Origin of the sequence: Streptomyces marispadix, assembly GCF_022524345.1 — a bacterium.
GTDB lineage: Bacteria > Actinomycetota > Actinomycetes > Streptomycetales > Streptomycetaceae > Streptomyces > Streptomyces marispadix.
Window position 1 is genome coordinate 2,166,294 of record NZ_JAKWJU010000002.1, and the last position, 21,681, is coordinate 2,187,974.

Annotated in this window: 9 protein-coding genes; 5 read left to right on the plus strand and 4 right to left on the minus strand. The window is 71.7% G+C overall.

Annotation, left to right across the window (positions count from 1 at the left end; genetic code table 11):
- Window positions 1–166 precede the first annotated feature (166 nt).
- From MMA15_RS27840 to MMA15_RS09260, 4 genes are all read left to right on the plus strand, one after another.
- Window positions 167–4,096: an FHA domain-containing protein gene (locus tag MMA15_RS27840; protein WP_277400111.1), complete on the plus strand. Its 3,930-nt coding sequence runs from the start codon at window positions 167–169 to the stop codon at window positions 4,094–4,096.
- Between the two features lie 242 nt (window positions 4,097–4,338).
- Complete coding sequence (locus tag MMA15_RS09250; protein ID WP_241058638.1) at window positions 4,339–5,667, plus strand: ABC transporter substrate-binding protein; 1,329 nt, start codon at window positions 4,339–4,341, stop codon at window positions 5,665–5,667.
- A gap of 273 nt (window positions 5,668–5,940) precedes the next feature.
- Entirely contained in the window at window positions 5,941–7,221 is a 1,281-nt protein-coding gene (locus MMA15_RS09255) for a carbohydrate ABC transporter permease (RefSeq protein ID WP_241058639.1), read from the plus strand.
- Window positions 7,218–8,177, plus strand: coding sequence for a carbohydrate ABC transporter permease (locus MMA15_RS09260; RefSeq protein WP_241058640.1), 960 nt, complete (start codon window positions 7,218–7,220; stop codon window positions 8,175–8,177). Before MMA15_RS09255 ends, MMA15_RS09260 begins: the two co-directional genes overlap by 4 nt.
- A 165-nt stretch (window positions 8,178–8,342) precedes the next feature.
- Here MMA15_RS09260 and MMA15_RS09265 read toward each other — a convergent pair whose 3' ends face one another.
- Complete coding sequence (locus tag MMA15_RS09265; RefSeq protein ID WP_241058641.1) at window positions 8,343–9,368, minus strand: class I SAM-dependent methyltransferase; 1,026 nt, start codon at window positions 9,366–9,368, stop codon at window positions 8,343–8,345.
- Between the two features lie 474 nt (window positions 9,369–9,842).
- Between MMA15_RS09265 and MMA15_RS09270 the strand changes: the two genes are divergently transcribed.
- The gene (locus MMA15_RS09270) at window positions 9,843–12,515 is read left to right on the plus strand and encodes a glycosyltransferase family 4 protein (protein ID WP_241058642.1); all 2,673 of its coding nucleotides are present in this window, start codon (window positions 9,843–9,845) and stop codon (window positions 12,513–12,515) included.
- On the opposite strand, the gene MMA15_RS09275 is transcribed toward MMA15_RS09270, so the two are convergent.
- From MMA15_RS09275 to MMA15_RS09285, 3 genes are all read right to left on the minus strand, one after another.
- Entirely contained in the window at window positions 12,440–14,809 is a 2,370-nt protein-coding gene (locus tag MMA15_RS09275) for a hypothetical protein (protein ID WP_241058643.1), read from the minus strand. The two genes, MMA15_RS09270 and MMA15_RS09275, sit on opposite strands and share 76 nt — an antisense overlap.
- Before the next feature lie 508 nt (window positions 14,810–15,317).
- The gene (locus MMA15_RS09280; protein ID WP_241058644.1) at window positions 15,318–20,321 is read right to left on the minus strand and encodes an NAD-glutamate dehydrogenase; all 5,004 of its coding nucleotides are present in this window, start codon (window positions 20,319–20,321) and stop codon (window positions 15,318–15,320) included.
- Window positions 20,322–20,900: 579 nt separating this feature from the next.
- Entirely contained in the window at window positions 20,901–21,578 is a 678-nt protein-coding gene (locus MMA15_RS09285) for an HAD family hydrolase (RefSeq protein ID WP_241058645.1), read from the minus strand.
- Window positions 21,579–21,681: the final 103 nt, after the last annotated feature.

Here is a 21,681-nt window from a genome sequence, read left to right on the forward strand (position 1 = left end):
GTGCGCGATCGCGTGCATCCGCGGGGTCGCCCCGGCCGTCCGCGGAGGCCCGGGTCGTGGTGCTGTGCCATGTGGGACGTGTGTGTGCCGGGCGCGTAGTGCGGCGAGGGTGACCGCCTCGCCGCGTACGCGGCGGGCGCACCGGTGGTCGGGACCGGGAGGGCCGATGCAGATCCGGCTGACTGTCACCCTCGGGCCGCGCGGAAGCGGCCAGGGTGCGGGGGGCGCGGCGAGCGCGCCGAGCGGAGGATCGGCGTGCGACGTGCTGGTCACGGCCCCGTCCGGCACGCCGCTGTCCGCGGTGACCGGCGGGCTGGTGTCCACGGCGGCCGCGGCGGTGAGCGGCGCGGGGCCCGGTGCTTCCTCCGGTGCGGGCGGCCCCGGCCACGGCGGCGACTCCTCGGCGGACTCCACGGCGGCGGTCTACGCCGGTACGGAACGGCTCGATCCGCACCGTCAGTTGCTCGGCGAGCCGCCGCTGCTGGACGGCGCGGTCGTCTCGCTGCACGGACCGTCCCTTCCCGTACAGGCTCCGGCTCTGGCGGCGTACGGCTCGGCGAAGGCACGGCTGCATGTGATCTCGGGCCCGGACGCAGGCGGCATACATCTTCTGCAAGGCGGCAAGGTCTGCCTCGGCCGCTCCGCGGAGGCGGACGTACCGCTCGACGACCCGGACGTCTCACGGCTGCACTGCGCGGTGACGGTCTCCGACGGCGGTGCCGTCACGGTCGCCGATCTGGGCTCCACCAACGGCACTTCGCTGGACGGCGCCCCAGTGGGAGGGCAGCCGGTGCTCTTCCGTCCCGGGTCGACGCTGCGGGTCGGTGAGTCGGCGCTGCGGGTCGAGACGTCCGCGCCGGACGGCCCGGCGGACGCGGAGGGCTCTTCCGGGATGCTCTCCGCGGGGCAGGGCTCCGGGGCGGTGCCTGGCGCCGGGTCGCTGCCGCTGTCCCTGCCGACCGAGCCGGACGGGCATGGGCAGTTGCGGCTGGTGTGCCCCCGTGGCGGGGGGTGGACGCGCGGCCCGGAGGCCGGTGAGCGTCCATACGACCGGCACCAGGGGCGCCGGGCCGGTGCCGTGGGCGCACAGGGTGCGGGAGCGGGCGGTGAGGGCCCGGGCCCTGCGCCGGGCGGTGCGTCGCGCGGCGCCTCCCGTGCCGGGTCCCACTCGCAGGCACGCGCCGCGGACAGCGCGCATGGATACGCACCGGGAGGCCCGTTCCCGGACGGCGGCACCACACATGGCTCGGGCATCGCCCAACACGCACGCTACGCACAGCAGTTCACGCCGGGCGAGGCGGCGGACGGGGGCGGCCCGGCAGCTTCCGCAGGACACGGCGCGCACGGCTCGGCCACCGGGCACGGCCCGTCCGGCGCCGCCGACGCCGGGCGGCCCCGCGCCCGGGGGCTGGGCGCCTGGGCGCGGCGCTTCGCCGGCGGCCAGCAGGGCGAGGACCAGGCGGCGCCGCCCATGGGCGCGGGAAGCGCGGGCGCACGGCCCGGCGCCACGGGCACCGGCCCGGCGGGTTCGGCCCCCGGCGGCGCGGACTCCGCGAGTGCCGCCGCCGAGGACGCTCACCGTCCCGATCCCGCCACGATCCTGCTCACGGCGCTCGGCCCCGGCCCCCGGCTGTGGGAGCGCGAGCCGGACCATCCCGAGGCCATGACCGTCCGTATCGGCACGGCACATCGCAGCCACGGCGGCCGTGGCGCCCCGGTCACCGTCGATCTGCGTGAGGCCGGTGCGCTGGGGCTGGCGGGGCCGCGTCCGCGACTTACGGGCCTGGCCCGTTCGGTGCTGGCGCAGCTCGCCGCGCTGCACGGGCCGAGCAGCCTGGAGATGGTGCTGATCGCGGCGGACCGTTCCTACGACACCGAGGACCGCGTCCGCGACTGGTCGTGGACGGGGTGGCTGCCTCATCTGCGTCCGGCTCACGGCCAGGACTGCCGCCTGCTGACGGCCTACGACCGCGACCAGGCGGCGGCGCGCGTCGCCGAACTCACCCACCGGCTGGACGAGTTGCGGCAGCACCCCGGCCAGGCGCCCTCGGCGGGTGCGGGCGTCGGCACCGGCGGACCGACGGGGCACGTTTCCGGTCCGTACACGCTGGTCGTCGTCGACGGCGACCCCGGATCGGCCGCGCTGCGGGACGCGGTGGCGCGGCTCGCGGCGGAGGGCCCCGGCGCCGGTATCCATGTGCTCTGCCTCGCGGAGACGCCCGCGGCGACTCCCTCCTCGCCCGTCTCGGAGACGGTGCGGGCGGCTTATGAGACGTCTGCCGCGTTCCGTGAGTGCGGCGCGCTGGCGCTGCTGAGCGGTGCCGTGGCCACGGCGGTGCGGGTGGTGTGGCGCGAGGGCGCCCCTGGTGACGGCGCCTCGCGTGAGAACTCCGCGTCCGGCGGGCCGTACGTGCCCGGTGCGCCCACGGCCTCCGGCACGCCCGGCACGGTCTGCACCCTCGACGCAGTCTCCGCGGCATGGGCCGAACGCTTCGCGCGTGCCATGGCTCCGCTGCGTGAGCCGGAGGGCGCTCAGGCCCGTGCGGGCGCGGCGGCACGGTCCGTGGTGACGCTGCCGCGCAGCTCCCGTCTCCTCGACGAGCTCGGCCTCGCCCGCGCCACTCCCGCCGCGCTGCTCGCCCGCTGGGCGGATCCGGACGGCCAGGCGGCGGAGCCGGGCAGCCGGGCGGCGGGCCCCGGCGGGGCGAGCGGCGCGGCGGGAACTACGGGCGCAGCGGGCTCGGTTGGCACGCAGGCCGGAGCCGGAGCGGCAAGCTCGGGCGGAGCGGCGCACGCGGGCGGACGTGCCACCCTCGTCTTCGGCGCCGGGCCACGCGGCTCTCTCAAGGCCGAGTTGGGCGTCACCCGCGGGCATGCGCTGATCACGGGGCCGCCGGGTTCCGGCAAGACGGAGCTGCTGCGTTCGCTGGCCGCGTCCCTCTCCGTGGGCAGCCCGCCCGACCGGCTACAGCTCCTGCTGGTCGACGGCGACGGCGCCACCGGCGACGGCCTGCACACCTGCCTCGAACTGCCGCACGCCCGGCGGCATCTCGCGGCCAACGACCCGGTCCGCATGAGGGACTTCGCCCAGGCACTCAGCGGTGAGCTGAAGCGCCGAGCCGAACTGATCGGCGCCGACGGCACCTACGAGGGCTTCGCGCGCCGACTCGCCCGTACGGGGCCCCGGTTGGCCGCGCAGCAGCGCCGCCGCGAGGAGGCGTCCGCGGCGGCGGACACGGCCACCGTGAGCGAGGCCCGCGCCGACACCCGTACGGAAGCCCGCGCGGAGGCCCGTACCGAGGCATCCGCGGAGCAGCCGCGCACCGAGCCGCGAAGCGACCCCGAAGCACACGGCACGCTCCGCCTCCGTACCCAGACCGGTCCCTCGGCGGGAGCGGCCCCGGGCACGGTCGGCGGCGTCACCGCCAGCGGCTCCGCGGACGTCGCCCCGGACGGCACGGGCGACGCCACGACCAGCACCGCGAGCGGCGCAACCGTTCAACACTTGGACGCACACGCGACGGCCCTCCCCCGAATCGTCATCCTCGTCGACGACTTCGACACACTCGCCGACCCGTCTCTCGGCAACCCGGGCCGCCCCGCGGCGGGTTCGGTCATGCGTGCCCTGGAGGGCGTCGCGAGGGACGGAGCGCGCCTCGGCGTGCACCTCGTGGCGGCGAGCGGCCGGCCCGAACGCACCGTAGGCACGGGCCTCGCCCAGGCCGCCGCGCTGCGCGCCGAACTGTCCCGGCACAGCGGCCCGGACGCGTCCGGCGGGGAGAGCACGGTTCCCGGCCGCGGCACGCTCATCGAGGCGGACGGCACGGTCACGGCCTTCCAGGCGGGCCGCATCACGGGACGGATCCCCCGCACCGCGACGCAGCGCCCGACGGTCGTCCCGCTGGACTGGACGCGCGCGGGCGACCCGCCGACTCGGCGCCCCGTGAGGGAACTCGGAAACGGTCCGACCGATCTCGCCCTGCTGGCAAGCGCGGTGGGACGCGCCGCGCAGTCCCTCGGGCTGGAACGACAGGAATCGGGCACCGCTACTGCGAACAGATCACGGAGTGGTCAAGATGAGGTTCTTGAAAGCTGACAACGTATTGCGGGCTCTCCGCGTTCAGGCGTAGGACTTTGCGCACGGGACTGAGGGCGTAGACCAGAAGCCCTCTGCCTTGTTACCAAGCGGCGCGGCGGCCGGGATCCGGGCACGCGCCTCCGATGGGGACGGCGGGAGCTATGCGTAATACGGTCCGTGCGACTGGTGCATCGGGCACCAAGAGCCACACCAGCATCTTTAGCAAGACCGGTACCACCAGGGCTGCTGCACGTGGAGCGGTGGCGGTGTGCGCCGTCGCGGCCCTGTCGCTGACGGCCGCCTGCGGCGGAGGAAGCGACGACAAGGGGGAGTCAGGCGGCTCGTCCCAGGCGGACAAGTCCACCGTGAAGCTGCCCAAGCTCAAGGGCGAGAAGCTTCAGGTCGCCGCGGTCTGGACGGGCGACGAAGGCAAGAACTTCGGGAAGGTCATCGAGGCGTTCGAGAAGCGCACCGGTGCCCAGGTCGAAGTCACGCCCACGGGCGACAATGTGGCGACGTACCTCGGCTCGAAGATCGAGGGCGGTTCGCCGCCCGACGTCGCGATGCTGCCTCAGGTCGGCGTGCTGAACCAGTTCGCAGAGAAGGGCTGGCTCAAGCCCCTCGACCAGGCCACCAAGGACCAGCTCAGCAAGAACTTCTCCAAGGGCTGGCAGGACTTGGGCGCCAACAAGGGCAAGCAGTACGGCGTCTACTTCAAGGCCGCCAGCAAGTCGCTGATCTGGTACAACGCCGGCGCGTACAAGAACGCGGGCGTCAGCGAGGCGAAGACCTGGCAGGACTTCGTCAAGAACGCCCAGACGATCGCCGATTCCGGTGTCGAGCCGGTGTCCGTCGGCGGCGCCGACGGCTGGGTGCTCACCGACTGGTTCGAGAACATCTACCTCTCGCAGGCGGGCCAGGAGAAGTACGACAAGCTCGCCAAGCATGAGATCAAGTGGACCGATCCCTCGGTGAAGAAGGCGCTGACCACTCTCGCCGAGCTGTTCGGGAAGAAGGAGCTGCTCGCCGGCGGCAACAAGGGCGCGCTTCAGACCGACTTCCCCAAGTCCGTTACGCAGGCGTTCGACTCCACCGACGCCCCGAGCGCCGCGAGCGTCTTCGAGGGCGACTTCGTCGGCATCAACGTCGCCAACGACACCAAGGCGAAGATCGGCAAGGACGCGAAGGTCTACCCGTTCCCGTCGGTCGGCGGCAAGGCGCCGGTGGTCACCGGCGGCGACGCGGCCGTGGCGCTGAAGGACAGCAAGGCCGCCCACGCCCTGCTGACGTTCCTCGCCAGCCCGGAGGCCGCAGCGGTCTGGGCCCAGGAGGGCGGTTTCGTCTCGCCGAACAAGAACCTCGACGGCAAGGCGTACCCGAACGACGTCCAGCGTGAGATCGGCAAGGCGCTGGTCTCGGCGGGCGACGACTTCCGCTTCGACATGTCCGACCAGGCCCCCGCAGCGTTCGGAGGCACCAAGGGCAAGGGCGAGTGGAAGGCCCTCCAGGACTTCCTGAAGAACCCGAAGGACGTGGCAGGCACCCAGAGCGCCCTTGAGGCCGCGGCCACCAAGGCGTACAAGGACTGAACCCCGCGCCGGTTCACAGCCCGCTGCAAGCAGCACGCTCTGAGGGCCGGCGGCTGAAGTCCCGGTGCCGGGTCCGTCGTCAGCGACGGGCCCGGCACCGGCCGCGCCGCATCACCCGGCCCATCTCGACCACGCCAACTCGCCCCGGACAAGGGACATCACTGTCATGCCCACCCCTACCGCGCCACCGCCGACACCCCCTGACGGGGCGGCCGCCGCCGCGGCACCGGCACCGCCGCGGCGCCCAAGTCCAAGAACGCCCCGGTCTCCGTGATGCGTTCGCGCCCCCTGATCGCCTTCTCGTTCCTGCTGCCGGCGATGCTGCTGCTGGGCGCCCTGGTGATCTATCCGATCCTGTACTCGATCTTCCGCAGCACCCTCGACGCCTCGGGGTCGAGCTTCATCGGGCTCGGCAACTACGTCGAGGTCTTCACGGACGACGACATCCTGACGGCGTTCAAGAACAACATCATCTGGGTCATCGTCGTCCCGTCGGTGTGTACGGTCCTGGGTCTGATCTTCGCCGTACTGACCGAACGGGTGCGCTGGGGCACGGCGTTCAAGCTCATCATCTTCATGCCGATGGCGATCTCCATGCTCGCCGCGGGCATCATCTTCCGCCTCGTCTACGAGCAGGACCCCGAGCAGGGCGTCGCCAACGCCGTCTGGGTGGGCGTGCACGACACCTTCACCGAGTCCTCCGCGTGGCCCGGCGCGCGTCCCCGGCCCAACGCCGGCCTCGCCAAGTCCGGCAAGGGCGACTACACCACCAAGTCGGCCGTCTCCGCGTCGGATCCGGCCAACCTCGGGCTCGTCGGCGTACCGCCGAAGGACGTCGCTGGTGCCGCTCCCGCCAAGACGGCGAAGCCCGGCAAGGCCGGCGAGGTCACCGGAACGGTGTGGCTGGACTTCGCGCCCGGCGGCGCCGGAAAGCCCGACGTCATCGACCAGAAGGAGAAGGCCCTCGCGGGCATCAAGGTCGAGGCGGTCAAGGGAGGCAAGGTAGTCGGCAAGGCCGAGACCGCCAAGGACGGCACGTTCTCGCTGCCGTCCAAGGCCGACGGGGCCAAGATCCGCCTGCCCGCGGCGAATTTCGCCGCGCCCTACAACGGCATCGACTGGCTCGGGTCGACCCTCGTCACACCGTCCATCATCGGCTCGTACGTATGGATGTGGGCGGGCTTCGCGATGGTGCTGATCGCGGCGGGACTCGCGGGCGTGCCACGTGAACTCCTCGAAGCCGCAAGGGTCGACGGCGCCAACGAGTGGCAGGTGTTCCGCAAGATCACGGTGCCGGTGCTGGCTCCCGTACTGGGAGTCGTGGTCGTCACACTGATGATCAACGTGCTGAAGATCTTCGACCTCGTCTACATCATCGCGCCCAGCGCGAGCCAGAGCGAAGCCAACGTGCTCGCCCTCCAGCTGTATCTGTCGTCCTTCGGCGCCGGTTCGAACCAGGGCATCGGCAGCGCGATCGCTGTCATCCTGCTGCTGCTCGTCCTGCCGGTGATGGTCGTCAACATCCGTCGCCTGCGAAGGGAGACCCGCCGATGAGCGCCGTCAGCGCGGCCCAGCCCGAACCGACCGCCACCGTCGAACCGGTGACGACGCCGACGCCCTCCGGGGAGAAGAAGGCCTCGGTCGCCTCCCGGCTGGTCACCCTCACCGGACACTGGGCCGTACGTCTCGGTCTCGTCGTCGTGGCGCTGGTGTGGCTGATGCCCACCGTGGGTCTGCTGAGCTCCTCGCTCCGCAGCCCCGAGGACATCGGCGTCTCCGGCTGGTGGAGCATCTTCGACTTCAACTCCAGCTTCCCGTGGGTGATCGACGCGGGGCAGTTCACCGGCGCGAACTACGAATCGCTGCTCTCCAACGAGCTGGTGACGGGCTCGCTCTTCACCACGCTGCTGATCACCATTCCCTCCACCCTGACCGTCGTGGTCATCGGTGCGCTGGCGGGATACGCCTTCGCGTGGCTGGAGTTCCCCGGCCGCGACTGGTGCTTCCTGATCGTCGTGGGACTGCTGGTGGTGCCGGTGCAGGTGGCCCTCATTCCGGTCGCCAAGCTCTTCAACACCCTGGGGCTGTTCGAGACGACGGCCGGTGTCGTCATCTTCCACACGGCCTTCGGTCTGCCCTTCGCGGTCTTCCTCCTGCGCAACTTCTTCGCGGAGATCCCCCGCGAACTGCTGGAGGCGGCCCGTCTCGACGGTGCGGGCGAGGTACGGCTCTTCACCCGCGTGGTGATGCCGCTGGGCGGCCCGGCCATCGCGTCGCTGGGCATCTTCCAGTTCCTGTGGGTGTGGAACGACATGCTCGTAGCGCTGATCTTCGCGGACTCCAGCAATCCGCCGATCACGGTGGCCCTGCAGCAGCAGGTACGCCAGTTCGGCAACAACATCGACGTGCTGGCGCCCGGCGCCTTCGTATCGATGATCGTCCCGCTGATCGTCTTCTTCGCCTTCCAGCGCCAGTTCGTCTCGGGAATGATGGCGGGCGCGGTGAAGTAGCCGAAGTGCCGGCCTGGCGGCCGTACTTGGGCCCTACGGCCCAGCACGACAGATCAGTACGGCGGCCCGGCACGACAGTTCGGTACGACAGTTCGGTACGACCAGCACAACAGCACAGCGGACGACGACGGCCGGGTCACCGGCCCGGGGCCACCGCCCCTCCCGTCACCCGTCCCGGTCGCCTCGCAGCGCACGGGCCAGACGGCGGGAGATCACGGGCGGCAGCACCTCTCGTGCGGCACGGCGGGAGAGCGCGGACAGCGCCGCGCCCCTGCCGCGCCGGGCGCCGTCCCCTTCGGAATCCCGGGCTCCGGCCCGGGATTTCGCATGCCTGGAGCGCGGCAGCGCAGGCGTCTCGGCCTTGTCGGCGCCCACCAGCAGCAGCCGGTGCCCCGCGACGTCCTGCCACTGGAGCCAGCAGTCGCCGCGCTTGCGCAGCGCGTCGTGCAGCTCCTGCTGTACGGCGGCGGGATCGCCCCAAGTGCCGTAGAACTTCTGGGCGCTGACGCACACCGGCCGCAGCCCGTCCTCCAGCACCGCCTGCCAGGTCGCACAGGCCACCCCGGGGGTGTGGGAGGAGCGGTAGTCGTCGAGTACGACGATGCCGTCGTCGGTCAGCGTCCCCCGTGCGGCTGCGATGTCGGGACGTACATGCTCGTAGAGATGCGAGGCGTCGACATGTACGAACCGGCAGCTCCCGGGCGCGACTTCGCCGGGTACGACGGAGGTCGGCGCGTGCAGCACACGCGGCAGCTCGTCGTGGAAGGAGAGGAAGTTCGCCTCGAAGCCGCGCCGGGTCAGCGTCGAGTACGAGCCGCGCATCTCGCGTTCGTTGCTCTCGGTCGGCGCCTCGGAGCCGAAGAGGTCGCACACGGTGAACGTCTCGTCCTCGCGGAGATACGACCGCAGCATGATGGCGCTCTTGCCGAGATAGGCGCCCATCTCCAGCAGGTCGCCGTGCTGCTGTAGCCGCTGCTGCCGCGACAGCAGCCAGTCGAAGAGCACGATGTCGGTGTTGTAGAACCATCCGCGCACTTCGCGGAACGAACGCGGCCTGGGCGGCGGGGTCTGCCGGGCTTCCTCGTCCGGCGAGGCACCGTCCCGGGCGTCGCCGGCCTCGGTCCGGCTCGTGGACGTGGCAGGGGTTGAAGTAGCGGGGGTCGAGGCGGCGGGGGTTGAGGGGGAGGTCATGAAGAGCACTTCTCCTCGTACGGCGAAAAGGCGGAACGAGGGCATCCGGGCCGGAGAGCCGCGTGAACGACGCATCGATCCATGCGTGAACACACACCTGAAGCCGCGCCCCGACCCGTATGCGAATCACGTGTGACGAGGCGCGCCGACCCCCGGCCCGCAGGGGCCCACCCGCCCTGTATATGAGGCCGCCGCCCCCGCGCGCACGTCCGGACAGCCGCCCCGAACAGGGCTTCCGCCGACCGACGTCCCGCGTCCACCGATGGTTAAGCCGGTGTTGGGGCCGGGCGCCGGAAAGCATCTGATGGATGCGCGCGGGAAGTTCCGTCCGGGCAGCCGCCCCTCGAACACGTCGAGTTCGTTCGTGCTGGCTATTTTCAGATGGCATATGGAGAATACTGCCGATATGGGGCATTTCGGATGCCCCCTTTTTCAGGGCACACCTCCGAGCCGCACCTGTGAGGAACAGGCCAGATGAAAATCGCCTTTCTGCTGGACAATGCCTACGGAATCGGCGGAACGATCCGCTCCACGGTGAATCTCTCCCGTGCCCTTGCCGACCGCCACTCGGTCGAGGTCGTCAGTCTCCGCCGTACGGTCCGCGACACCGCCCTCACCTTCGACCCACGGGTCAAGATGACCCACCTGCTGGAACTGCGCCGGACCGAGCGCGGCTACGACGGCGACGACCCCCGATTCCGCGAGGCCAGCCACCGCTTCACCGAGGGCGCCGACCATCTGGAGCGAGGCGTCGCCACACGCCTCGGCGACGTGCGCGTCGAGGAGTATCTGCGCGAGACCGACGCCGACGTCGTCATCGCCACACGGCCCAAGATCAACGACTATCTCGCGGCGTACGGCAGCGACCGCTATCTGCGCATCGGCCAGGAACACCTCACCCACTCCATGCACAGCGAGCATGTGCGCACCCACCAGGACGCGGCGATCCCGCTGCTCGACGCCTTCGTCACCGTCTCCTACGCCGACGCCGCCAACTATCGCGCCGCCATCAGCGGCAGCGGCACCGAGACCGCGGAGGGCGACGCCCTCATCACCTGCATCCCCAACGCCGTGCCCGCCGTGGACGTCGAACCGTCCGACGGCGAGAGCAGACTGATCGTCGCCGCGGGCCGCCTGATCAAGGTCAAGCGCTACGACCGTCTCCTCAAGGCGTTCGCCCTCGTATCGCAGCGGCACCCGGACTGGCGGCTGCGGCTGTACGGACGCGGCAGACAGCAGGCGGCGCTGCGGGCGAGCATCGACAGCCTCGGCCTCTACGACCGCGCGTTCCTCATGGGCCCGGCCGCGCCCATCGAGTCGGAGTGGGCGAAGGGCGCCATCGCCGCCGTGACGTCCGACGCGGAGTCGTTCGGCATGACTCTCGTCGAGGCCATGCACTGCGGGGTGCCGGTGGTGAGCACGGACTGCCCGTACGGGCCGGGAGAGATCATCAGCAACGGCCAGGACGGTCTGCTCTCGCCGCTGGGCCCCACCGAGAAGGACAGCGTCCGTGCCTACGCGGACGCGCTGACCCGGCTGATCGAGAACCCCGAACTGCGGTACCGGATGAGCCAGGCCGCGCTGGAGAAGGCGGCCCGCTACTCGCCCGACCGCATCGCCGGGGAGTACGAGCAGTTGATCGAGAAGCTGCTGGAGCAGCGCGGGAGCGGAACCGCCCGTGCCGCTGCCCTGGCGGGGGCCGAGAGAGCGGGGACCGAGGGCGCCGCGGTCGCGGACCCCGGAGGTGCCGTGGCGGCGGGCGAGGACGCGGGCGCGGTCGCGGGGGCAGCGCCCGCGCAGGCCACGGGCGCCGCACCGGCCGAGGCACCGGCAGCGGGCCAGGACTCGGCTCCCCCTGGCCCGGCTCCCCAGGCGGCGGGTGCCGCACCGGCCGCAGGCTCCCCGCAGGCCGCCCCCGTGCAGGCGTCCGCGTCCGCACCGCAGCGCCCCGGCAGGTCCGCGCACGCCCCCTCCCCCTCGGCAGGGTCCACCCCGAAGCCGGCGCCCGCCGCCGGGACTTCGCCCGCGGCGGGCCAGAAGCCGAGCCCCGCGGCGCCCAAGCCGCCGCCGAACCGTCCCTTTCGCCGCTTCGCCCTCCGGGTCGCCGGTCCCGTGCTGCGTCCGGCCGTACGGGCCTGGCGGCGCCGCCGTGACGTGAACCGTCCCGCCGCGAAGCTGCGCCGCCCCATGGCCCGTACCCGCGTCGCCCTCGACGGGTCGCTGGTGGTCCGGCTCCTCGCCAAGCGGCTGCCGAAGACCCCGTCCATGCTGCTGGTCCGCTCACGCCGCGAGAGCGGAGCCCCCCACCGGATTCCGCTTCCGCCGCGCTCACACGCCGTGGACGGCTGGGTCGAGGTACGGCTGGACCGCACGACACATCCGCTGAGCGAGGACCGCTGGGATACGTACGTGGAGCGCGTCGCGGACAAGAAGCGCAAGCGCATCCGCTCCGAACTCGTGGAGACCGCCCGGCTGTTGTCGATGCCCGCGCCCGTCGACGGCGACGGCGTGCTCACGCCCTGGGTGCCGTACACCACCCTCGACGGCTACCTGGCCGTGCGTGCCTGGCGCCGCCCGGGGCACGCCGAGGTCACCTCCGTTGAGCTTGGCCGGGAGAGCTGCACCGTACGGGCCGAGCTTTACGGGCGTGCGGCGACGGCCACGGCGCCGGACGGCGGTGCGGTCGTCGGCGTTGCCCGATCCAAGTCCGAACCGGACTTCGAGCTTCCCTTCGAGTTCACTCCGGGGCTTGTGCCCTCGCTCTCCTTCGAGGTGCCCTACGAGCTGCCCGCCGCGCTGGACTCGGGGAATCTGAAGGGCGTGTGGGACCTGTGGTTCCGTACGGGCGGCGAGGACGCGCCGCGCGTGCGTTTCGGGAGGCTGCTCGGCGACCTGGCCGACCGTAAGAAGACCGATCTGGTGCCGCGCGTGCGGCTCGGCGAGACCGAGACCGGGCTGTGGTTCTACTTCTCGCTCGTCAACGATCTGGTCGTGGCCATGCAGCCGCTGCCCCCGGAGAAGCCGACGGCGGCAGCACCCGCCAAGGCCGGTGCCGTGCCCGGGACTTCGGGTCAGAGCACTCCGTCGGGCTCCTCCGCCTCGTCCGCCCCGTCAGCGCCTTCGTCACCGGGCACGGCGGCCGGCTGACCGGAGGCGGCGCCGGGCCCCGTGCCCGGCCTGACGCCCGAGCCGGAGCCCCGCCTGATGCCCGGCCGCCTGTCCGGGCCTGAGTGGCCGGGCGGCTCGGGCGCCGCCCCGCTTCCGGGGCTCCCCGCGCCCGCCCAGCGTTCCCGGTGGGTCCGCGCCTGCGCCCGCAGCGCCGCCACCGCCCTGCCGAAGCGGACCGCCGACGGCGGCTCGTCCGGCCCCAGCAGATGTGCCTTGAGTTCCGCGCGTGCCTGCCGCAGCACATCCTCGGCCGGTTCGCGCACCGACTCCAGCAGGGCGGGGATGCCGTCGGCCTCCGGCGTCAGTACGGTCGCGGCCCGCACGGTCGGGAACCCCGCACGGAACTCCTCCTCCGGCAGGCCCGTGGTGTTGACGACCGCGTACGGCTTCTCACTGCTCAGATAGTCCGAGACGACGCTGGAGACGTCCGAGACGAGCAGATCCGCCTGGTTGAAGCAGGAGTGGATGCCCGGACGCCGCGTCGTGAGCACCTGGTGCTCCCAGGGGTCGCCCGCCCTCCAGTAGCACTCCTCCCACGCCTCCACGGCAGCCCGTACCGCCGCCGCCGATGGCTGCGCTCCGGGGTGCTGCCGCAGCATCCGCTCCGCCTCGTCACCGCCGCGGCGGCCGAACGAGCCGTCCAGTGCCGCGAGTTCGGCCTCCAGGCGTTCCAGTTCCGCCGCCGTGCCGGGGTCGGCGTGTTCCGCTCGTACGGCCCGTCCCGGCCGTACGGCCCGGCGGCGGGCGGCGGCCTCGGCGACCTGCTGCCGGATGCGCATGTCTACGTCCCTGACGGCCGGGTCGACGGAGCCCGTCATGGGGTGCGGCTTGTACAGCAGCCGCACGCCCTCGTCGGCGAGGAGCGCGGCGACGATCCGTTCACCGGCCAGCGGCAGCGACGTGTTGCCGGGGTCGTCGGTCCAGCCCTCCCAGGTCGGCGCGTACAGCACGGTGACGGGACGGCCGCGGGCGGGCGGCCCCGCGTAGGGGCGGACGGGTTCGAGCTGCGGGCGGCCCACCTCCACCACGTCCTCGTCGCGTACGCCGATGCCCGCGAGGCGGTAGCGCTCGCGGGCCGCCGGGCCGGCGACCCAGACCTCGTCGTATGCCTTGGCGTAGGGGTTGCAGGAGGAGAGCTTGTCGCTCTCGCCGTGGTTGATGAAGGCGTGCTTGATGGTGGGGATGCGCAGCACGTGGGAGGTCTTGCCGGAGTTCGCCGGGTGCAGCATCACCTCCAGCGTCGAGTGCTCCAGCCGCATCAGGTGGGCGACCTTGGGGATACAGACGATCGGAACGTCGGTCACGTCGATCTTCTGCACCATGAAGCGCTCGCGCAGCACGATGAGGGGGCGGCCGTCCAGCTTGTCGAGTACCGGCAGCCACATGTCCGCCTGGTAGGCGGAGGCCGTGCCGCCGGAGAAGTACATGCCGACCGTCGGCCTGTACTCGGCGAGCCAGCCGTCCAGCCAGGCCAGAACCTCCTCCTCGCCGGGCGGGCGGCGCCCGGGCAGCAGCCTGCACGCCAGGTGCACCGTGCCTGCCAGCAGCGCCGCCCAGCACGCCGGCGCCACCAGGGCGGCCCAGCGTGCGTCGCCGGTCACGGCCGTGGCGGACGCCCCGGCGGTGACGAGCGCGGAGCAGGCCAGCAGCCTCGCCGCTCCGTTACGTCCGAAGAGCGCGGCCGGTGCGGGGCCGATGCGCAGCGCGGAGACGTCGATGTTGCGGGTGACGACGGGAAGGCGACGCGATCTGCGTACGCGGGCGGCCACCGCCTGGCAGATGAAGTGCGTGGCCCAGCAGCCGAGCACCGCGACCAGGAGCAGCGCGGCCTGGTGGAGGGGCCGTAGTGCGTCCAGCCGTGCCAGGCCGCCGAGCAGCAGCCCGTCGCGCAGCAACTGCCTTACGGGGTGGTGGAGTTGGGCGCTGCCGAGGCTGCGGGCCAGGGCACGGCGGCGGGTGAGGATCCATGACTCGGTGGCGAGGCCGAGGGCGGCACCGGCGACGACGAGGGCCGGTTCCGCCAGCAGAAGGCCGAGGAGCTGGATCAGATATGCGGCGGCGAGCAGGGCCAGCGCGGTGGCGGCGGCCACCGTCCGGCGCTGGAACCGGAAGCCCCGTGTGGGCGGCGGCGCGGCCCCGGGTGCGCGGTCCGGTACGGCCGTGAGCGGGGACGCCTGCCCGGCCGGGGCCCGGGACGCCGGTGTGTGCGGGGGCGCCTGTGCCGAAGCGGGATCTGAAGCGGAAGCGGACGCTGCGTCGGGCTCGGTGCGCATGGGCCTCCCCTCGCGGTCCCCTCCAGTGAAGACCGGTGGGGCGCGGCGTGCGCCCTGGGTACGGCCGAACGCGTGCCTCGGGGCGGTGCGCCCGCCTTCACAGGGCGGATGCGCGCCGGAGGGGCGCGGGCTGCACCCGGTCCCCGTACGAGTGACCGCACGAGGACCGGCCGAAGTGCTCACGGCGGCTGAACGACCGGGCAGGGCTGGCCGGGGCGGCCGGGGTTGGGCCCCGCCAGGGCGGCCGGAGCCCGAGCCGTCGAAGCCGACAGGAGCCGACCGGGTGCCGCCGGGCCCGGCACGGCACCGCCGCCCGGCGGGCAGGCCGGGTCCGGCACGCCCAGTTCACGCGGGCGGGCGCCCCGGCGAACCGCACGTGTCCCGGCGGACGCCCCAGGGGGCCGACCCGGGGCCCGCGTCCGGGCCGGACGCCGCCGCGCACGGCCGCTGAGCAGTGGCCGACTCAGCAGTTGCCCGCTCAGCGGTCGCCCGCCCGGTGACTGCCCGCTCAGCGGTTGCTGCGCAGCAGCGTCCGCATCGTCCGCATCGCGACCGAGAGGTTCGCCAGGTCGAAGGTCTCCGACGCCTGGATCTCGTCGAGCGTGGCACGGGCGCGGGAGAGGATGGTCTTGTTCTTCGCCTCCCACTTCTCGTACCGCTGCTCGGGCGTGGCCGCGCCGTCGCCCTCCGACAGCACGTCCGCGGCGATCAACTGGTGTGCCGCGTACAGGTCTTCGCGGATCGCCGACCGCGCCATGGACTGCCAGCGGTCGGCGCGCGGCAGCTCGCTGACGCGCTCCTGGAGCTGGGTGATGCCGAGCCGGTCCGCCAGATCGTGGTAGACGGCGGCGACGTCGAGGAGCTGCACGCCCGTACGGTCCGCGACGGCGACGACGTCCAGACCGGAGAACGCCGCGGAGAACCCGGCGACCCGCAGGGCCAGTTCGGACGGGACGCCCGCGCCGTCCAGCCGGTCCAGGATCGCCTGGTGCCATGCGCGGTCGTCGCCCTTGAGGAGCTTCGGCAGCTCGTCCCACACGGTCGCCACACGGTCGCTGAACAGCTCGATCGTCTCGGCCAGTTGCAGCGGCTGCGGGCGGTTGTTCAGCAGCCAGCGCGTGCCGCGCTCGACGAGGCGCCGCGACTGGAGCCTGATGCTGGTGAGCACGTCGGCGGCGACGATGTTGTCCAAAGCCTCCGCCTCGTCCCAGATCTCACCGAGCCGGAAGATCGCACGTGCGGCGGTGTGTGCCCGTACGACCTCCTCCGTGGAGGCGCCGGTCTCCTCCTTCATGCGGTGCACGAGGCTGGAACCGCCGCTGTTGACCGTGTCGTTGACGAGCAGCGTCGTGACGATCTCGCGGCGCAGCGCGTGCCCGACGATCTCCTCGGGGAACTTTTCGCGCAGCGCACGCGGGAAGTAGGCCTGCGCGAGCTGCTGGAGGTACGGGTCGTCGGGGAGCGTGGTGTGGATCAGGTCGTCCGACACCGTGATCTTGGTGTAGGCGAGCAGCACCGCCAACTCCGGCTGCGTCAGGCCCTGTCCGGCCGCCAGCCGCTCACGGATCTGCTTGTCGCTGGGCAGGAACTCCAGGGCCCGGTCGAGCTTGCCCTCCTTCTCCAGGCGGCGGATGTGCCGGTGGTGGGCCTGGAGAAGGCCGGGGGCGACCTCGATGGAGTTGGCGAGCGCCACGTTCTGCGCGTAGTTGTTGCGCAGCACCAGCTCGGCGACCTCGTCGGTCATCTCCGACAGCAGGGTGTTGCGCTGCTTGACGGTCATGTCGCCGTTGGTGACGACCGAGTTGAGCAGGATCTTGATGTTCACCTCGTGGTCGGAGGTGTCCACGCCCGCGCTGTTGTCGATGGCGTCGGTGTTGACGTGGCCGCCGTTCAGGGCGAACTCGATACGGCCGAGCTGCGTCAGCCCGAGATTGCCTCCCTCACCGACGACCTTCACCCGCAGGTCCTGGCCGTCGATGCGGATGGCGTCGTTGGCCTTGTCGCCCACGTCGGCGTTCGTCTCCGTGGACGCCTTGACGTAGGTGCCGATGCCACCGTTCCACAGCAGGTCCACGGGAGCGGCGAGGATGGCGCGCATCAGCTCCGCCGGGGTGACCTTGCCCGCCTTCGAGTCGATGCCGAGGGCCTCCCGCACCTGCGGCGTGACCGGCACCGACTTCGCCGTACGGGGATAGACGCCGCCGCCCGCGGAGATCAGCGACGTGTCGTAGTCCTCCCAGGAGGAACGCGGCAGCTCGAACAGGCGGCGCCGCTCCGCGTACGACGTCGCCGCGTCCGGGTCGGGGTCGAGGAAGATGTGCCGGTGGTCGAACGCCGCGATGAGGCGGATGTGTTCGGACAGCAGCATGCCGTTGCCGAAGACGTCGCCCGACATGTCGCCGACGCCGACGGCCGTGAAGTCCTGGGTCTGGGTGTCGTGCCCGAGTTCGCGGAAGTGCCGCTTGACCGACTCCCAGGCGCCGCGGGCGGTGATGCCCATGCCCTTGTGGTCGTAGCCCGCGCTGCCGCCGGAGGCGAAGGCGTCGCCGAGCCAGAAGCCGTACGCCTCGGCGACCTCGTTGGCGATGTCGGAGAACGTGGCGGTGCCCTTGTCGGCGGCGACCACGAGGTAGGTGTCGTCCTCGTCGTGACGGACCACGTCCTCCGGGTGCACGACGTCGCCGGCGACGAGATTGTCGGTGATGTCGAGCAGCCCCGAGATGAACGTCTTGTAGCAGGCGATGCCTTCGGCCAGCCAGGCGTCGCGGTCTGCGGCCGGGTCGGGAAGCTGCTTGCAGACGAAGCCGCCCTTGGCGCCGACCGGCACGATGACGGTGTTCTTCACCTCCTGCGCCTTGACCAGGCCGAGGATCTCCGTACGGAAGTCCTCCCGCCGGTCCGACCAGCGCAGGCCGCCGCGTGCGACCTTGCCGAAGCGCAGATGCACGCCCTCGACGCGCGGCGAGTACACCCAGATCTCGTACTCGGGGCGCGGCGCGGGCAGATCGGGGATGGCCTGCGGGTCCAGCTTGACCGACAGATACTCGTGCGGCTTGGCCGCCGGGTCCTTCGTGCCGCCCGACCCGCTTCCCGAGCTCTGGAAGTAGTTGGTGCGCAGCGTGGCCCGGATGACGGTGAGGAAGGAACGCAGGATGCGGTCCTCGTCGAGGCTGGCGACCTGGTCCAGCGCCCCGTCCAGCTCCTCCAGCAGGCCGTCCGTCAGCTCGTGGCCGGCGCGGGAGCGGCTGGGGTCGAGGCGCGCCTCGAAGAGGTTCACCAGCAGTCGCGTGGTGTGCACGTTGTGCCGGAGGGTGTCCTCCATGTACGTCGGGCTGAACGTGGCGCCCGCCTGCCGCAGATACTTCGCATACGAACGCAGCACCGTCGCCTGGCGCCACGTCAGACCGGCGGACAGCACGAGCGAGTTGAGTCCGTCGTTCTCCGCGCGGCCCGTCCACACCGCCGTGAAGGCGTCCTGGAAACGCTCCCGCGCGTCCTCGCCGAGACCATGTGCGTGGGAGACGGGCATGCGCAGACCGAAGTCGTAGATCCACGCCTTGCTCTTGTCGCTGCAACGCAGCTCGTACGGACGCTCGTCGACGACCTCGACGCCCATCGCCTGAAGCGCCGGCAGCACGGCGGACAGGGAGACGGGCTCACCGATGCGGAAGATCTTGAAGCGGCGTTCGCCCGCGCCGGCGCCCACCGGCTCGTAGAGGCTCAGGGAGAAGTCCGGCTCGCCGGGCTCGCGGCGGGCGAGCCTGTCGAGGTGCTGGAGGTCGGCGACGGCCGCACGCGGCGGGAAGTCCGCCTTGTACCCCTCGTACCCCTCGGGGAAGGAGTTCGCGCTGTAGAGATGGCCCAGCTCGGCGGCCTGCTCCTCGCCGAACTCGGCGGTCAGCGCCTCCATGTAGCCGTCGGCCCAGGAGCGGGCGGCCTCCGCGAGGCGTGCCTCGATGCGGTCGGCCTCGGCGTCGGTCAGCTCCGGAAGCTGCGCGCCCGCCTTCAGGCGGATGACGAAGTGCAGCCTGGTGAGGACCGATTCGGTGTTCCAGACGCTGAAGTCGACGTTGGTGCCGCCCAGTTCCTCACTGAGGATCTCGGTGAGGCGCAGCCGCACGGACGTGGTGTAGCGGTCACGCGGCAGATACACCAGTGCCGAGTAGTAGCGCCCGTACTCGTCCTTGCGGAGATACAGGCGGAGCTTGCGGCGCTCCTGGAGGTAGAGCACCGACGTCGCGATGGAACGCAGCTGGTCGACGGGGATCTGGAACAGCTCGTCGCGCGGGTAGGTCTCCAGGATCTGAAGCAGGTCACGGCCGGCGTGGCTGTCGGGCGCGAACCCCGCCGACGTCAGCACCTCGGCGACCTTGCGGCGGATGACGGGGACGCGGCGCACCGACTCGGTGTACGCGGCGGACGAGAACAGCCCGAGGAAGCGGCGCTCACCGACGACATTGCCGTCGGCGTCGAACTTCTTGACGCCCACGTAGTCGAGATACGACGAACGGTGCACCGTGGCACGGCTGTTGGCCTTCGTCAGCACCAGCAGATGGTGTTCGCGGGCCTTGGCGCGGGCGTCGGCGGGGAGCCTGCTGAACGACGGCGACACCGGGTGGCCGTCGTCGCCGGTGGTGTGCTGCGGATCGGAACGCAGAATCCCCAGGCCGGTGCCCGCGACCGGGGTGAGCGTCAACTCCCCGTCGCTGTCGGGGACTTCCTCCGACAGCTCGTACTCGCGGTAGCCGAGGAAGGTGAAGTGGTCGTCGGCAAGCCAGCGCAGCAGCTCACGCGACTCCTCGACCTCCTGGGCGGGCACGTCGGCGGCGACGGGCTCACGCTCCAGCTCGTCGGCGACGGACAGCGCGGCGCCGCGCATCTTCCGCCAGTCCTCCACGGCCTCACGTACGTCGGACAGGATGCGCAGCAGATCGTCGTTGATCTGCTTGAGGTCGTCCCGGTCGGTCTCGCGGTCGATCTCGACATGAATCCAGGACTCGGTGACGGCGTCGTGCGGCAGTTCACGAGCGGGCCCCGGGCCGAGCTTGTCGCGACCGGCGTCGAGCACCTCCAGCAGCTTCCCCGTGACGTCGCGGCGCACGATCATCTGAGGGTGGATCACGACGTGGATGCCGCGGTGCTGGCGTGACAGCTCGTTGGTGACCGAGTCGACGAGGAAAGGCATGTCGTCGGTGACGACTTCGATGACGGTGTGCGTGCAGGTCCAGCCGTTCTCGTCCACCGAAGGCGTGTGCACACGCACATTGGCCGTGCCCTGCGGACGCTCCTGCGCCAGACGGTAGTGAGAGAACGCCGCACCGAGGATGTCCACCGGGTCGCGGTCGGTGAGGTCCTCCGGCGCGGTGTGCAGGTAGTAGCGCTGGAGGAACGCCCTGAGCGAACCGTTCTCAAGACCCCGCGCCGGGTGCTGGCCCCCGGCTGGGCTCTCTTCAGCTACCCGGGCGGCTTCCTCCAGCCGCTCGGCCTTTGCTTCGTCCAGCTTGGTCTGCATGTCCTGTGGCTCCTGTCGCGCGCCGTTGCGTGACGTGAAATGGCGGGAACTTGCTCGGACACGGCATCGGAGGGCGGGGTGACGACCCGGGGCTCGACGCGTGCCGTGGAAGACGACCAGCCGCGGCCCTGGGCGCTGTCGCGCAATGGGCACCGTACGGGGGTCGCACCGCCCCCGCGAGATATCGCGCTGATCACGCCCGTAGGCTACAGCCCCCGAGCCGGGGGCGGTCATAGACCTTATGTGTACAAAATCGGGGGTTGGTCTTGGACGGAGTGGACAGCGGCCACCGTTCCGCCTGTCGCTACGGGCCGGAAAACCGGCCCCTCAGGCCTACCCCGCTCTGACGCCCCCCGACTCCTCGGCCTGCCCGCCGTCTTGGGGTGCCGCAGCTTTCGACTGCCGCGCCGGGGGCTCCGGTTGAGCCGACGGGCACGCGGACTGCCCAGCACGGGCGGGCCTTCCGGTAGATCCCAGCAGCTTCCGCTCGTGAAGATGTCCGCCCGCGGATATGTCGTCCGTCACGATGACCGCCGTCGTGCCCCGCGGCTGCCCGGCCGCCCCGGCCGGTCGGGCCGTCTAGCCGGTTATCTGCTCGGCGGTCTCGACCGCCTCGGCAAGGGTGTCCACCACGGGCACGCCTGCCGTCTCCAGGCTGGCCCGGCTGTGCGAGCCGCCCGTGTAGAGCACCGCTCGCGCCCCCACATGGCGGGCTGCCAGCGCATCGTCGACGGCGTCGCCGATGACGACCGTGTGCTCCGCCTCGACACCCGCCAGCGACAGCAGATGCCGCTCCATCTGCTGGGCCTTGCCGCCTCCCGAGGGTCCCCGCGCCCCGTCGACGCGCACGAAGTGACGGTCGATGCCGTGCGTCCGCAGCAGCGGGACGAGCCGGTCGTGCGGCGCCAGCGAGCACAGCGACTGCGTACGGCCCGCGGCCGTCCTGTCCGCGAGCAGCTCCGCGGCGCCCTCGGCGAGACCCGCTTCCCGCGCCCGGTGCCAGTAGTGCCGGTGGAACGTCTCGTCCATGACCTCCCACTCCTCCTCGCTGGGCAGCCGCCCCATCAGCCGCTCGTAGAACCGCGGCACGGGTACGCAATACAGCTCGCGGTAGCGCTCCAGCGTGATCGAGGGGTGCCCGAGCTCGGCGAAGGCGGCGTTCGTCGCGGCGATGACGGCGTGGATGTCGTGCAGCAGCGTGCCGTTCCAGTCCCAGACGATGTGCGCGGACCGTCTGTGCTTTTGTCCCAGACCCATGCATAAGACGTTACGTCGGGGGTCTGACAACGCGATACCGGATTCGGCCGTCCTGACCCCGGGCCCGCCGCCGGGCCCGGGACCCGCGGTCAGGGGTGTGCAC

Excerpts from the sequence above, each read along its gene's own strand:
- MMA15_RS27840 (WP_277400111.1), top strand. The coding sequence starts at position 167 with ATGCAGATCCGGCTGACTGTCACCCTCGGGCCGCGCGGAAGCGGCCAG.
- MMA15_RS09255 (WP_241058639.1), top strand. The coding sequence starts at position 5,941 with ATGCGTTCGCGCCCCCTGATCGCCTTCTCGTTCCTGCTGCCGGCGATG.
- MMA15_RS09260 (WP_241058640.1), top strand. The coding sequence starts at position 7,218 with ATGAGCGCCGTCAGCGCGGCCCAGCCCGAACCGACCGCCACCGTCGAA.
- MMA15_RS09265 (WP_241058641.1), bottom strand. The coding sequence starts at position 9,368 with ATGACCTCCCCCTCAACCCCCGCCGCCTCGACCCCCGCTACTTCAACC.
- MMA15_RS09270 (WP_241058642.1), top strand. The coding sequence starts at position 9,843 with ATGAAAATCGCCTTTCTGCTGGACAATGCCTACGGAATCGGCGGAACG.
- MMA15_RS09275 (WP_241058643.1), bottom strand. The coding sequence starts at position 14,809 with ATGCGCACCGAGCCCGACGCAGCGTCCGCTTCCGCTTCAGATCCCGCT.
- MMA15_RS09280 (WP_241058644.1), bottom strand. The coding sequence starts at position 20,321 with ATGCAGACCAAGCTGGACGAAGCAAAGGCCGAGCGGCTGGAGGAAGCC.
- MMA15_RS09285 (WP_241058645.1), bottom strand. The coding sequence starts at position 21,578 with ATGGGTCTGGGACAAAAGCACAGACGGTCCGCGCACATCGTCTGGGAC.